The following is a 13,617-nucleotide window of genomic DNA, read 5'->3' on the forward strand; positions in this document are numbered from 1 at the left end:
CTGACCTGGTGGGAAATGGGGATTGTCCGTTTCCTGGCGGGTCAGCGTCCGTTCAGTTCCTCGGCGGCGGTGGCGCTCGAATCCCTCAGGAACTGCTGGCAACGTTCCGCCTCGTCCTTCTCGCCGATGGCCTGGGCCGCGCGGCCCAGAGCGTGCAGGCAGCGCAGGAAACCGCGGTTGGGCTCGTGTTCCCAGGGGATGGGACCGTGGCCCTTCCAGCCCGCCCTGCGGAGCTGGTCGAGACCGCGGTGATAGCCGGTCCTGGCGAAGGCGTAGGAGGTCACCGCGTGTCCGGCGGCGAACGCCTCGTCGGCGAGGGCGCCCCAGGCGGCGGGGTAGGCGGGGAAGCGCGCGGCGACGTCTGAGGCCTGGGCGCCGGACTCCAGCGCCTGCCTGGCCTCGGGCAGGTCGGGCAGCCTGGTGGGCGGCGGACCGGCGAGAAGGTTCTCGGATTCCATAGAGACAGTCCTACCCGTTGGGACGGGGTCAGGCCAAGATCGGCCGCCTGAGACGTGCCTTACTTCTGCGGGCTCAGCGGCGGTAGCCCGGGTGGACGCCGGGGGTGAGGCCCTGCTGTACGGCGACGGCCTCCAGGAGGGCGGCGAGCTGTTCACGCTGGGCCTCGTCGAGGGCGGCGCAGATGTCGTTCTCGTGCGCGGTGCCCACCTCGCGCATCCCGGCCATCACGCGTGAGCCCTCCTCGGTGAGGTACAGGGCGTAGTTGCGGCGGTCCTGGGGGTTGCGCCGCCGTTCGACGAGCCCCTTGCGCTCCAGGCCGTCGACCAGCGTGACGACCCGGCTGGGCACGACCCCGAGCTCTCCGGCCAGGGACTGCTGGCTGCGTCCGGGGCGCATGGCGATCATGCGCAGCAGACCGACGTCCGAGGGGGCGACGCCCAGGGCGCCGACCCGCTCGGCGAAGCGCGCCGCCGCGTGCGCGCCCACCTGCGAGAGCAGGAACGCGGTGCCCCTGGGCTTCGACCATGGCGCCGTCCCGCTGTCGTGCTCCTCTGTGGTCATGGAGCGATGGTAGCTGTAGTGAATAGTTCTCTGCTATGAATAGTTCAGTAAAGAGAACGGAGAAGAGCGTGTCCCACGACATGACGGGCAGGGTCGCGCTGGTGACCGGCGGCTCACGGGGGATCGGTGCCGAGACCTCCCGTGTCCTGGCGGCCAGCGGCGCGAAGGTCGCGGTGAACGGCCGCGACCGGGCGGCGATCGACGAGGTCGTCGCCGACATCACCGCACGGGGAGGTACGGCGCTTGCCGTACCCGCGGACGTCACCGACGAGGACCAGGTGTCGGCCATGCGCGAGCGGATCGAACGCGAGCTCGGGCGGGTCGAGATCCTCGCCGCCTTCGCGGGCGGCTCCGGGGCGCCCGCCCCCACGGCCGATCTCGGGGCCGCCCGCTGGCGCGCGGTCATCGAGTCCGACCTGACCTCGGTCTACCTGACGGTCTCCGCGTTCCTGCCCGCCATGGTCGAGCGGGGCCGGGGCGCGATCGTCACCATGTCCTCGACGGCGGGACGCCACCCCGGCGGGGCGAACGCCGCCTACGCCGCCGCGAAGGCCGGGGTGGTGATGTTCACCAAACACCTGGCCAACGAGGTCGGCGGGCACGGCGTCCGCGTCAACTGCGTGGCCCCCTCGGCCGTGCTCAACGAACGCATGCGGCGGTTCATGTCCGACGAGCAACTCGACGGGCTGGCCGCCTCCTACCCCCTGGGCCGCATCGGGCGTCCCGAGGACGTCGCCCAGGCCGTCCTGTACCTCGTCTCGGACGCCTCGTCCTGGGTGACCGGGGTCACCCTCGACCTGACCGGCGGCCGGGTGATCGTGTGAGCGAGACGACCGTACGGCGCAACGGCCAGGGCGGCCCTCCGCTGAGCGTCCTCGGCGTCGTGTTCACCGTGCTGTTCCTGGCCGGGATCATCGTCAGCACGATCATGGCGGGCGGCGCGACCTTCCCCTCGCCCTTCAGGGACGGGGTCGTCGACTACTTCAGGGAGAACGGCAACGCCGTCGCGGTGACCGGGTTCCTGCAGTTCGCCGCCTCGGTCCCGCTGGCCGTCTACGCCGCGACCGCCTCGGCCCGGCTGCACAACCTCGGCGTCCGCGCGCCCGGCGCCGTCATCGCCCTGACGGGCGGCGCGCTCGCCTCGGTCATGCTGACCATGTCCGCGCTGTTCAGCTGGACGCTCTCGCGCCCCGAGGTGATCGCGGAGCCCGGTGTGGTCCGCGCGCTGCACTTCCTGGCCTTCGCCGCCGGCGGCGTCGGGCACGTCGTCTTCCTGGGACTGCTCATCGCGGGCGTCGCCGTACCGGGCTGGCTGGCCGGGCTGCTGCCGCGCCCGTTCGCGCTGGCCGGCCTGGTGATCGCCGTGGTGGCCGAGCTGACCACCCTCGTCATCCCGCTGACCGGGCTGGCCGTACTGCTGCCCGTGGCCCGTTTCGGCGGCATGGCCTGGCTGGTGGCCGCCGGATTCCTGCTGCCCCGTACCCGGACCCGCGGCAACGGCCGCCCGACCGTCACGAAGGAGACCCCGTGAACACCGCGATACTCGAAAAGCTCATCAGGTTCCAGCACCCGGAGAAGGTCCTCGGCTATCTCGGCGGGCTCGACGACACCCGCGTCGCCGCGCTCTTCGGTCTCGACGAGGACGCCTACCTGCGGATACGCCGCGACCACGAGGACCAGGTGCGCCGGACGGCGGAGGAACTGCTCGACGACCCGGCGTTCGCCGCGAAGGTGGACAGGCTGCCCTTCGAACCCGGCCTGCGCGTCGTGGCCGTCGGCGAGAGCACGACCGACGACCTGCTGTCCTGGTTCGAGATCCTGCGCCACCTCCTCGCCCTGCGGCGTCCCGGCGACGGGATCGTCCTGGTGAACACGGCCGTCTCCGGGCAGACGAGCACCCAGGCCCTGGCCGGCTCGCCCGCGGTGGCCTTCCAGCGGCCCGACTGGGTGCTGTGCATGCTGGGTGCCAACGACGTGCGGCGCTTCGGCGGCCCCGAGGGGCCGATCCTGGTCAGCCCCGCCGAGACCGGCCGCAACCTGGGAGCGCTGCGCGACATCGTCACCGCGCGCACCGGAGCCCGCTGGGTGTGGGTCGCGCCGAGCCCGATCGACGACGCGCGGGTCGCGGCCTACCAGCCGTTCCTGCAGGGCGGCTTCTCCTGGAGCGACCGCGACCTCGACCCCGTGGGCGCCTTCCTGGCCGCCCAGCCGGAGCCCGTGGTCGGCGGCGGCCCCGCCGTCGCGAAAGAGGGCGCCCACGCCCACCTCGACGACGGGGTGCACCTGTCCCTCGCGGGCCAGCGGGCCCTGGCCGTCGCCGTGGTCGAGACCCTCGCGGACCTCACGTGAAGCTGATCGTCTTCGGCGCGACGGGCGGCACCGGCCTGCAGGTCGTGGTCCGGGCCCTCGACGCCGGTCACGACGTCACCGCCGTCGTGCGGGACCCGGCGAGGCTCGGCGCGGGCGGTGCCGTGGGTGGGGCTGTCGGTGGTGCTGTGGGTGGGGACCCCCGGCTGACCGTGGTCCGGGGCGACGTCCTGGAACCCGCGACATGGCGGCAGGACGTCGGCGGCCACGACGCGGTCCTGTCCTGCCTGGGCAGCAGGGACCGCAAACACCCCACGACCGTCTACTCGCGGGGCACGTCCAACATCATCGACGCCATGCTCGGCACCGGGGTACGGCGGCTGCTGTGCCTGTCGTCCGCGGGCCTGGAGATCCCACCGGGAACCCCCTTGGCCCAGCGCCTGGTCACCAGGCTTGTCATCCAGCGCCTCTACCGGTACGGCTACGCCGACATGGCAGCCATGGAACGCCTCGTCAAGGCGGGCTCCGTGGACTGGACGATCATCCGCCCGCCCATGCTCACCGACAAACCGGCGACCGGGCACCCCCGCGCCGCGATCGACGGCCACCTGGAGGGACTGCGCAGCGTCTCCAGGGCGGACCTGGCCGACTACATGATCGGGCACGTCGAGGACCGGGAGACCTGGGGAAGGACGGTCGAGGTCGGTTCGTGACCCGGTGTCCGGCCCCTCGACGGGGGTGGGCCGGAAACGGTTTCCCGGCGGTCCGCCGTCAACCCCGAACGAGGCGGGCCGCCGGGATCTCCGAACGAGGTGACCCGCCGGAGCCTCCGAACGAAGCGGCCGGTCAGGGCCTCCGGACGGGGCGGGCCGCCGGGATCTCCGGACGAGAGGAGCCCGGGTCCGAACGCGGACCCGGGCTCGAAGGACTCAGGCCCAGGCTCAGGTGAGCCTGGTGCCCGCGGACTTCAGGTGCCGGCAGGCCTCGGCGATACGGTCCGCCATGGAGGTCTCGGCCGCCTTGCCGTACGAACGGGGGTCGTAGGCCTTCTTGTTGCCGACGTCGCCGTCCACCTTGAGCACGCCGTCGTAGTTCTTGAACATGTGGTCGGCGATCGGGCGGGTGAAGGCGTACTGCGTGTCGGTGTCGATGTTCATCTTGATCACGCCGTACGAGATCGCCTCGTGGATCTCTTCGAGCAGCGAACCGGAACCGCCGTGGAAGACCAGGTCGAAGGGCTTCTCCTTGCCGTACTTCGTGCCGACGGCCTCCTGGATCTCCTTCAGCACGCCGGGACGGAGCTTGACGTGGCCCGGCTTGTAGACGCCGTGCACGTTGCCGAAGGTCGCCGCCAGCATGTAGCGGCCCCGCTCGCCCAGACCGAGGGCGTCGGCGGTGGCCAGGGCGTCCTCGGCCGTGGTGTAGAGCTTCTCGTTGATCTCTCCGACGACGCCGTCCTCCTCGCCGCCGACGACGCCGATCTCCACCTCAAGGACGATCTTCGCGCGGGCGGTCTTGTCCAGCAGCTCCTGCGCGATGTCCAGGTTCTCCTCAAGCGGTACGGCGGAGCCGTCCCACATGTGCGACTGGAACAACGGGTCCTGGCCGCGGGCGACGCGTTCGAGGGAGATGTCCAGCAGCGGCCGCACGAAGCCGGGGAGCTTGTCCTTGGGGCAGTGGTCGGTGTGCAGGGCGACCGTCACGGGGTACTTGGCCGCGACGACCCTGGCGTACTCCGCCAGCGCGGTCGCGCCGGTCACCATGTCCTTGACGGTGGTTCCGGAGAGGAATTCGGCGCCACCGGTCGAAACCTGGATGATGCCGTCGCTCTCCGCCTCGGCGAACCCTCTGAGCGCGGCGTTGAGGGTCTGGGACGAGGTCACGTTGATCGCCGGGTAGGCGAACTCACCGGCCTTGGCCCGGTTGAGCATCTCAGCGTAGACCTCTGGAGTCGCGATGGGCATCGGTGTCATCTCCCTAGAGACGGCGGTGAACTGCTGGCGCGGGGTCCGGCCGGGGCCAGGCCCTCAGCCAGTATTCCGGGTTCCTTCCCAGCCGGACAGTCCGGGCAACACTTGTGCCCGCGAAGATCTCTCGATCCGGGGGCTTTGCCCGGGTAGGCTTCACGCCGATGGACCTCCTGCATAACATCCTCGACCCGAAGTGGTGGCTCGGCCTTCTCGGCCCGTTCGCCACCATCGGCGTGCTCGGCATCATCTTCGCCGAGACCGGGCTGCTGCTCGGCTTCTTCCTGCCAGGTGACTCGCTGCTCGTCGCGGCGGGGGTGTTCAGCACGGCCGAGGCGGCCAAGGCCATACCCGGCCTGGAACCGCTCTCGTTCCCGGTGCTGCTCGTCCTGGCTCCCCTCTGCGCGATCGTGGGGGCCCAGCTCGGCCACCACCTCGGCGCCAGATACGGCCGCAAGATGTTCGACCGGCCCGACTCCCGGCTCTTCAAGCGGGAGTACGTGGAGAAGGCCGAATACTACTTCCAGCGGTTCGGCCCGGCCAGGGCGGTGGTCATCGCCAGGTTCATCCCGATCGTGCGGACGTTCCTGAACCCCGTCGCGGGCACGCTCGGCATGGACGCCAAGCGGTTCTTCCTGTGGAACTGCGTCGGCGCCGTGCTGTGGACCGACAGCCTGTTGATCTTCGGCCGCCTGGTCGGCTCCGCGGTGCCCAACGTCGACAGGTACATCCTGCCGGGCGCCCTTGTGATCATCCTGCTGTCCGTCATCCCGATCATTCGGGAGGTCCTGAAGAGCCGCAAGGAGGGCAAGGCCGTACAGACTCCGCAGGGCAGGCACCACCGGGGCGCGCCGACCGGCACCCCTGGTGAGCCCGGTCTCTGACCGTTCTTCCTCAGTCCGGCCGAAGCCCCTCCCAGGTCCGCTGCCTGCCGCTACTCTCCACACTGTGGGACGCCACAGGTCTGATCCGATGGGTATAGCGCGCCTCGGCCTCGCGGCTCTGGCGGTGCTGGCGCTCGTCGCCTTGGTCGTGATCGGCGTCAGGTCCCTGTCGGGAGCGCTCTCCGTCGCGGCCCCGAAGCCGACGCCGACCGTCACTCCGCCGTCCCCTGAGCCCTCCGCCGCCTCGCCGCGGCGGGTGCCCACGGTCGTGGTGCGGTGTGTACGGGAACGTTGCCCCACGGTCTTCCTGAAGGAGGCCGGGGGCGACGTGCTGATCAACCGGGAGATGGACGACGGCGAGCAGGTCCGTTCCTTCGAGCGGAAGCTCGAAGTGGTGCTGGCCGACTCCGCCTCGGTCAAGGTGCTGGTGAACGGGGAGGAGCGCCCCCCGGGCAGTCCGGGGAAGCGCCAGGAGTTCACCGTCTCCCGTGACTGATCAGGCCAGGCCGAGGTCCCCGAGGGTGTAGGCGGTCAGGTACGGCAGGCCGGCGGCGGCGATCGCCGAGGCCGCGCCACGGTCCACGATCGTGGCGACCGCGACGACCTCGGCGCCCGCCTCGCGCAGCGCCTCGACCGCCGTCAGCGGGGAACCACCGGTCGTCGAGGTGTCCTCGACGGCCAGCACCCGCCGCCCGGCCACGTCCGGCCCCTCGATCCTGCGCTGCATGCCGTGCGCCTTCTGCGCCTTGCGGACGACGAAGGCGTCGAGCCTGCGGCCCCGCGCCGCCGCGGCGTGCAGCATGGCCGTGGCCACCGGGTCGGCGCCCAGCGTCAGCCCGCCGACGGCCTCGTAGTCGAGGTCCTCCGTGAGGTCCAGCATGACCCGGCCGACCAGCGGCGCCGCGTGCCCGTCGAGGGTCACCCTGCGCATGTCCACGTAGAAGTCGGCCTCCTTGCCGGAGGACAGCACGACCTTTCCGTGCACGACGCCCTTGTCCTTGATCTCGGTCAGCAGGTTCTCGCGATCGCTCATGGCAACAAGGTTAGGGTGGCCGCCGAGAGCCTCGTGCGGCGGGCGAATCCACGTGCCGCGGGGGCCTCAAGAACGGGACAAACTGGTACGGTCTGCGTAAACCCTCCGGCGTATGGTCATGCGCGGGTCGAATCGTCGGGATTCACCCTCGGACGATCAGCGGCTTGATTACCCTGAGAAAGGGCCGCCTGTTCTGGTCTCTCAAGGGGTTCTTTCAGGCGTTTGTGAGCCGGAAGGGCCGGGCCACGCAAGAAAGGGCGGTTTCGCGTGGATCGCTGCGCGCTTTTCGTGGACGCTGGATATCTGCTGGCCGACGGCGCTATGGCGGTGCACAGTACCCGTCATCGGGAGGAGGTCTCGTGGGACTACCGGGGACTGCTCTCCCTGCTCAACGAACTCTCCAGGGAACGCACCGGCCTGCCGCTGCTGCGCTGCTACTGGTACGAGGCCACCGTCGAGGGCCGTCGCACTCCCGAGCATGACGCGCTGGCCGACCTTCCCGGGCTCAAGCTCCGCCTGTCCCGCATCCGTCCCGGCCGCCGCGAGGGTGTGGACGCCCAGGTCCACCGCGACCTGATGACCCTGGCGCGCAACGGCGCGGTCTGCGACGCGGTCGTGGTCAGCGGCGACGAGGACCTGGCCCAGGTCGTGTGCGACGCCCAGGACTTCGGGGTCCGGGTCACCGTCGTGCACATCACCGCGGACGGCAGCTGGGCCGTCTCGCGCTCGCTCCGCCAGGAGTGCGACGACCTGATCGAGATCAGCGCCTCCCATCTGAGGCCGTACGTCACCGTGACGTCGAGCGTCTCGGTCGGCGTCACGGTCACCCCCGCGGTGACCTCGGCGACGACCGAGACCCCCGCGCTGCCCACCGGCGGCAGGACGAGTGCGAACGGGCAGGCCCCCGTGGTCTCCCTCGGCACCGGGCCCTCGCAGACCGGCCCCATGCCCGCCGTCCCGCCCTCGCGGGCCGCCCACGCGCTGCCCACCTATCCCGGCTACTCGACCGAGCCGCCTCCGCCCGCGCCCCCGGCGCCGCCCGTCCCCCAGTCGCAACCGCAGCCGCAGCAGCAGGCTCCGGCCCCGCCCGCCTCGTCCGGCCAGGGCGGTTCGGCGGGCTCGCCGCAGCCGCCGTACGGCTCGGCGGGCACCGGCGGGCCCTCGGCCTACCGGCCGGGTCAGATGGGCGCCTACACCGGGCCGCACCCCGCGCCCGTCCCGCAGCAGAGCACGGGCGGCAACGGCACGACCACCCTCTCCGAGGCGGTGAAGGCCGCGCACAAGGAGGGATACGACTTCGGCGAGTCCGTCGCCAAGGACGCCCCGGCCCTGTGGCTTGAGGCCGTGCTCGCCCGCAAGCCACGGATGCCCTCCGACCTTGAGGCCCGCCTCCTGCAGGGCTCCTCCCTGCCGATCGACTTCCTGCTGCACGACGAGGTCCGTCACGCCCTGCGCCGGGGCTTCTGGGACGCCCTGGAACGCGCCCGCCGCTAGGTTCCCGGCCCCGGGGCCGCCGCGTGAAAGCCGTCGCCTGAAAACGGTGAGGCCGCCGGGGAAGGTCCCCGGCGGCCTCATGATCCGTGTCAGGAGAGGGCGTCGAAACCGGCCCTGAGATGGTTGAGACGGTGGGAGAGGTCGGACAGGGGGCCGACGAGGTTCGGGTCGCCACTCTTGCGGGCCAGCTCGACGACCCGGGCGAGCTCCTCCTCAACGGCCGTCAGCCGCCCGGACAGCTCCGGCAGCACGGCCGTATGGACGTCGGCCTCCCCCGAGGGGATCTCGGAGGCCAGCCGGTCACGGAGCATGAAGGCCTGCTCGGCCAGACGGCGGTTCATGTTGTACAGCTCGACGAAGACCGCGACTTTGGCCCGCAACACCCAGGGGTCGAACGGCTTGGTGAGATAGTCGACCGCCCCGGCCGCGTAACTGCGGAAGGCGTAGTCGGGGGCGCTGTCCACCACCGTCAGGAAGATGATGGGGATGTTGCGGGTACGCTCACGGCGCTTGATGTGCGAGGCGGTCTCGAACCCATCCATGCCGGGCATTCGCACATCCAGCAGGATCAGTGCGAACTCCGTGTTGAGCAGGGCCTTCAACGCCTCCTCTCCCGATCTGGCCCGTACGGGCACCAGATCGAGCGAACTGAGGATCGCCTCAAGCGCGATGAGGTTCTCCTCCCGGTCGTCGACCAGGAGGATCTTGGCGCGGTCCGCCATCTACTGTGCCCCTTCGTTGGAGTCGTCCGCCGGCCTGCCCCTGGTGAGCCAGCCGCGCAGCCGTTCCAGTAGCCGGTCGACGTCCACGGGCTTGGGAACGTAATCCGAGGCACCCGAGGCTATGCTCTTCTCCCGGTCGCCGCGCATGACCTTGGCGGTCAGCGCGATGATCGGCAACTCGGCGAACTGGGGCATCCGGCGGATCGCCGACGTGGTCGCCCAACCGTCCATCTCGGGCATCATGATGTCCATCAGCACGAGGGCGACGTCCTCGTTGCGTTCGAGCTGCTCGATGCCCTCACGGCCGTTCTCCGCGAAGACGACCGTGGCGCCGTGCCGTTCGAGCACGCTGGTCAGCGCGAACACGTTGCGGATGTCGTCGTCCACGATCAGGATCTTGGTCCCGGTGAGCGGATCGTCGCCCTTCCACGTCTTGGTCTCCTGCTTCGGGAAGTGCGAGACCGGCATCTCCTCCGGCATCGGGATCTCGGGCAGCTCCTCGGGCTCCTCGGCCACCCCCACGATCGTCTGGCCGCGCGGCAGCGTCTCGGAGACGGCGGCGCCGCCGTCCCGTGAGGCCAGCGGGCCGACGTAGGAGGGCGGGAGGTACAGCGTGAAGGTGCTGCCCTGCCCGACCTCGCTGGCGACGTGGATCTCACCGCCGAGCAGGCGGGCGATCTCCCGGCAGATCGACAGACCGAGGCCGGTGCCGCCGTACTTGCGGCTGGTCGTCCCGTCGGCCTGCCGGAACGCCTCGAAGATGAACTCCAGCTTGTCGGCGGCGATGCCGATGCCGGTGTCGATCACCTCGAAGGCCAGGGTGCCCTCGGCGCCACGCAGGGTGTCGTCGACGTAGGGGACGTTCGAGGGGGCGCGGACGACGCGCAGCCGTACCTCGCCCTTGGGGGTGAACTTGATCGCGTTGGACAGCAGGTTGCGCAGCACCTGCTGCAGGCGCTGCTCGTCGGTGCGCAGCTCCTGCGGGACCGAGGGGTCGACCTCGACCGCGAACGACAGCCCCTTGTCCTGCGCCAGCGGGGCGAAGGTCGCCTCGAAGTAGTCGACGAGCTTGGGCAGCGAGATGCGCTGCGGATGGATGTCCATCCGCCCCGCCTCGACCTTCGACAGGTCGAGGATGTCGTTGATCAGCTGGAGCAGGGCGGAACCCGCGCCGTGGATGGTCTTGGCGAACTCGACCTGCTGCACGGTGAGGTTGCCCTCGGCGTTCTCGGTGAGCAGCTTGGCCAGCACCAGCAGGCTGTTCAGCGGGGTGCGCAGCTCGTGGGACATGTTGGCCAGGAACTCGGTCTTGTAGCGGGAGGAGACCGCCAGCTGCTCGGCCCGCTCCTCCAACGTACGGCGCGCCTGCTCGATCTGGAAGTTCTGGATCTCGATGGCGCGGTTCTGCTTGGCCAGCAGGGCGGCCTTGTCCTCAAGCTCGGCGTTGGAGCGGCGCAGCTCCTCCTGCTGGCGCTGGAGCTCGTCGGAGCGTTCACGGAGCTCGGTGGTCAGACGCTGCGACTCGGTCAGCAGGTCCTGCGTCCGGGAGTTGGCGATGATCGTGTTCATCGTGACGCCGATTGTCTCGACGAGCTGGTTCATGAAGTCATGGTGTATCTCACTGAACTGGCTGAAGGAGGCCAGTTCGAGCACTCCCAGGACCTGCGTCTCGAACAGGACGGGCAACACGATGATCTGGGCGGGCACCGAACTGCTCAACCCGGTGTCCACGGTCAGGTATCGGGCGGGGACCTCTCCCAGGAAGATGCCCTTGCCGTCCATGGCGGCCTGCCCCACGATGCCCTCGCCGGTCGCGAAGCGCTGCCTGATCCGCGAACCGGGGCGGGCGCCGTACCCGGCGATCAGGTGCAGGTCGTGGTCACCGGACGGGTCGGCGAGGTAGAAGGCGCCGTAGTGGGCCGCGACCAGCGGGGTCAGCTCGCTCATGATCAGCCTGGCGACCTCCATCAGGTCGCGGTGGCCCTGCATCAGACGCGAGATCCTGGCCAGGTTGGACTTCAGCCAGTCCTGCTCCTGGTTGGCCTTCGTGGTGTCGCGCAGGTTGGACACCATCGTGTTGATGTTGTCCTTCAGCTCGCCGATCTCACCCCCGGCGTCCACGGTGATCGAACGGGTCAGGTCACCCCTGGCCACGGCCGTGGTGACCTCGGCGATCGCGCGGACCTGCGTGGTCAGGCGGCCCGCGAGCTCGTTGACGTTCTCGGTGAGCCGCCGCCAGATGCCCTCGACGCCCTCGACCCGGGCCTGGCCGCCGAGCTTGCCCTCCGAACCCACCTCACGGGCGACCCGGGTGACCTCGGAGGCGAAGGAGGACAGCTGGTCGACCATGGTGTTGATGGTGGTCTTCAGGGCCAGGATCTCGCCCTGGGCGTTCACGTCGATCTTGCGGGTGAGGTTGCCGTTGGCGACGGCGGTGGTGACCTCGGCGATGTTGCGGACCTGGTAGGTCAGGTTGTTCGCCATCGAGTTGACGTTGTCGGTGAGGTCCTTCCAGACGCCGGAGACGCCTCGGACGCGGGCCTGGCCGCCGAGCTGTCCCTCGGTGCCGACCTCGCGGGCGACGCGGGTGACCTCGTCGGCGAACATGGACAGCTGGTCCACCATCGTGTTGAGGGTGTCCTTGAGCTGGAGGATCTCACCTTGCGCGTCGGCGGTGATCTTCTTGGACAGGTTGCCCTGCGCCACCGCGGTCGAGACGGCCGCGATCTGCCGGACCTGCGTGGTGAGGTTGTTGGCCATGACGTTGACGTTGTCCGTCAGGTCCTTCCAGGTGCCCGAGATGCCGGGAACCTGCGCCTGACCGCCGAGCTGCCCCTCGGTGCCGACCTCGCGCGCCACCCGGCTCACCTCGGAGGCGAAGGAGGACAACTGGTCGACCATGGTGTTGATGGTGGTCTTCAGGGCCAGGATCTCACCCTGGGCGTCGACGTCGATCTTCCTGGTCAGGTCGCCGTTGGCGACGGCCGTGGTGACCTCGGCGATGTTACGGACCTGGTAGGTCAGGTTGTTCGCCATGAAGTTGACGTTGTCGGTGAGGTCCTTCCAGACGCCGGAGACGCCTCGGACGCGGGCCTGGCCGCCGAGCTGTCCCTCGGTGCCCACTTCGCGGGCGACGCGGGTGACCTCGTCGGCGAACATGGACAGCTGGTCCACCATCGTGTTGAGGGTGTCCTTGAGCTGGAGGATCTCGCCCTGGGCGTCGGCGGTGATCTTCTTCGACAGGTCGCCCTGCGCCACCGCCGTGGCGACGGAGGCGATCGCGCGGACCTGCGTCGTCAGGTTGCCCGCCATGAAGTTGACGTTGTCGGTGAGGTCCTTCCAGACGCCGGAGACCCCGCGGACCTGCGCCTGACCGCCCAGCTCACCCTCGGTGCCGACCTCACGGGCCACCCTGGTGACCTCCTCGGCGAACGCCGAGAGCTGGTCGACCATCGTGTTGACCGTGGTCTTCAGCTCGAACATCTCGCCGACCGCGTCGACGGTGACCTTGCGGCTCAGGTCGCCCTTCGCGACCGCCGTCGTGACCAGCGCGATGTCGCGCACCTGCGCCGAGACGCGGCTGGACATCGTGTTCACGGCCTCGGTCAGGTCCTTCCAGCTGCCCGACATGCCCCGCACGTTCGCCCGGCCGCCCAGACGACCCTCGGTGCCGACCTCGCGCGCGACCCGGGTCACCTCCGAGGTGAACAGCGAGAGCTGGTCGACCATGCCGTTGATCGCCTTGCCGAGGCGGCGCACCTCGCCCCGGGAACCGCGAACCAGGTCGATCCTGCGCGACAGGTCGCCCTTGGCCACCGCGTCGATCACGTCCGCGGCCCCGCTGACCGGGCCGACCAACGCGTCGATCAGAGCGTTCACCGAATCGACGCTCTCCGTCCACGAACCGACCCCGGGGCCGGGGGAGAGACGTTCACCGAAGCGGCCCTCCCGCACCACCTCCCGGCGCACCCGGTGCAACTCGTTCGCGAGGTGCTCACGGCGGTCGGCCACCTCGTTGAGCAGCAGGCGGATCTCGCTCAGGATGCCCGGCGGGGCATGCGGCACCCGGCGGCGGAAATCGCCATCGCGCCAGGTGATCAGTGTCTGGAGAATCGGCTGCAGGTCCGATTCGGTGTACCGTCGTTCTTCGACGCCAGACACGGTGTTGGCCGTGGTCATGAGACCTCCTT

General features: G+C 70.0%; 13 protein-coding genes. 7 read left to right on the top strand and 6 right to left on the bottom strand.

Going from position 1 to position 13,617, the window contains the following annotated elements; translation table 11 throughout:
* Positions 1 to 41: 41 nt before the first annotated feature.
* On the bottom strand, positions 42 to 458 hold the full coding sequence (locus ABZ463_RS19860; protein ID WP_352011107.1) for a DUF3151 domain-containing protein: 417 nt from the start codon (positions 456 to 458) through the stop codon (positions 42 to 44).
* A gap of 73 nt (positions 459 to 531) precedes the next feature.
* Positions 532 to 1,020 carry a MarR family transcriptional regulator gene (locus ABZ463_RS19865; RefSeq protein WP_362777731.1) on the bottom strand — a complete coding sequence of 163 codons (489 nt, stop codon included), beginning with the start codon at positions 1,018 to 1,020 and terminating at the stop codon, positions 532 to 534.
* Positions 1,021 to 1,088: 68 nt separating this feature from the next.
* Between ABZ463_RS19865 and ABZ463_RS19870 the strand changes: the two genes are divergently transcribed.
* Genes ABZ463_RS19870 through ABZ463_RS19885 form a run of 4 tightly spaced genes read left to right on the top strand, consistent with a single transcriptional unit; the run spans position 1,089 to position 4,040 of the window.
* The gene (locus ABZ463_RS19870) at positions 1,089 to 1,844 is read left to right on the top strand and encodes an SDR family NAD(P)-dependent oxidoreductase (protein ID WP_352011105.1); all 756 of its coding nucleotides are present in this window, start codon (positions 1,089 to 1,091) and stop codon (positions 1,842 to 1,844) included.
* Positions 1,841 to 2,551, top strand: a complete 711-nt coding sequence (locus ABZ463_RS19875; protein WP_362777733.1) for a hypothetical protein — start codon at positions 1,841 to 1,843, stop codon at positions 2,549 to 2,551. Before ABZ463_RS19870 ends, ABZ463_RS19875 begins: the two co-directional genes overlap by 4 nt.
* Positions 2,548 to 3,369: a GDSL-type esterase/lipase family protein gene (locus tag ABZ463_RS19880; RefSeq protein ID WP_352011103.1), complete on the top strand. Its 822-nt coding sequence runs from the start codon at positions 2,548 to 2,550 to the stop codon at positions 3,367 to 3,369. The genes ABZ463_RS19875 and ABZ463_RS19880 overlap by 4 nt, the downstream gene beginning before the upstream one ends.
* On the top strand, positions 3,366 to 4,040 hold the full coding sequence (locus ABZ463_RS19885; protein ID WP_362777736.1) for an SDR family oxidoreductase: 675 nt from the start codon (positions 3,366 to 3,368) through the stop codon (positions 4,038 to 4,040). The genes ABZ463_RS19880 and ABZ463_RS19885 overlap by 4 nt, the downstream gene beginning before the upstream one ends.
* A gap of 228 nt (positions 4,041 to 4,268) precedes the next feature.
* On the opposite strand, the gene fbaA is transcribed toward ABZ463_RS19885, so the two are convergent.
* Positions 4,269 to 5,291, bottom strand: a complete 1,023-nt coding sequence (gene fbaA, locus ABZ463_RS19890) for a class II fructose-bisphosphate aldolase (protein WP_352011101.1) — start codon at positions 5,289 to 5,291, stop codon at positions 4,269 to 4,271.
* A gap of 167 nt (positions 5,292 to 5,458) precedes the next feature.
* On the opposite strand from fbaA, the gene ABZ463_RS19895 reads away from it, so the two are divergent.
* Positions 5,459 to 6,178 carry a VTT domain-containing protein gene (locus ABZ463_RS19895; RefSeq protein ID WP_352011100.1) on the top strand — a complete coding sequence of 240 codons (720 nt, stop codon included), beginning with the start codon at positions 5,459 to 5,461 and terminating at the stop codon, positions 6,176 to 6,178.
* An 88-nt stretch (positions 6,179 to 6,266) separates the two neighbouring features.
* Complete coding sequence (locus ABZ463_RS19900; RefSeq protein ID WP_352011099.1) at positions 6,267 to 6,674, top strand: hypothetical protein; 408 nt, start codon at positions 6,267 to 6,269, stop codon at positions 6,672 to 6,674.
* On the opposite strand, the gene pyrE is transcribed toward ABZ463_RS19900, so the two are convergent.
* On the bottom strand, positions 6,675 to 7,211 hold the full coding sequence (pyrE, locus tag ABZ463_RS19905) for an orotate phosphoribosyltransferase (RefSeq protein WP_362777740.1): 537 nt from the start codon (positions 7,209 to 7,211) through the stop codon (positions 6,675 to 6,677).
* Between the two features lie 267 nt (positions 7,212 to 7,478).
* Between pyrE and ABZ463_RS19910 the strand changes: the two genes are divergently transcribed.
* Positions 7,479 to 8,705 carry an NYN domain-containing protein gene (locus ABZ463_RS19910; protein WP_352011097.1) on the top strand — a complete coding sequence of 409 codons (1,227 nt, stop codon included), beginning with the start codon at positions 7,479 to 7,481 and terminating at the stop codon, positions 8,703 to 8,705.
* A gap of 89 nt (positions 8,706 to 8,794) precedes the next feature.
* Here the strand turns inward: ABZ463_RS19910 and ABZ463_RS19915 are convergent, their stop codons facing one another.
* Together ABZ463_RS19915 and ABZ463_RS19920 are read right to left on the bottom strand one after the other, a co-directional pair.
* Positions 8,795 to 9,427, bottom strand: a complete 633-nt coding sequence (locus tag ABZ463_RS19915; protein ID WP_362777744.1) for a response regulator — start codon at positions 9,425 to 9,427, stop codon at positions 8,795 to 8,797.
* Positions 9,428 to 13,606 (bottom strand): HAMP domain-containing protein, encoded by a 4,179-nt coding sequence (locus ABZ463_RS19920; protein ID WP_352011095.1) that lies wholly within the window; start codon positions 13,604 to 13,606, stop codon positions 9,428 to 9,430.
* Positions 13,607 to 13,617: the final 11 nt, after the last annotated feature.

The organism is Streptosporangium sp. NPDC020145 (genome assembly GCF_040631275.1).
Lineage (GTDB): Bacteria > Actinomycetota > Actinomycetes > Streptosporangiales > Streptosporangiaceae > Streptosporangium.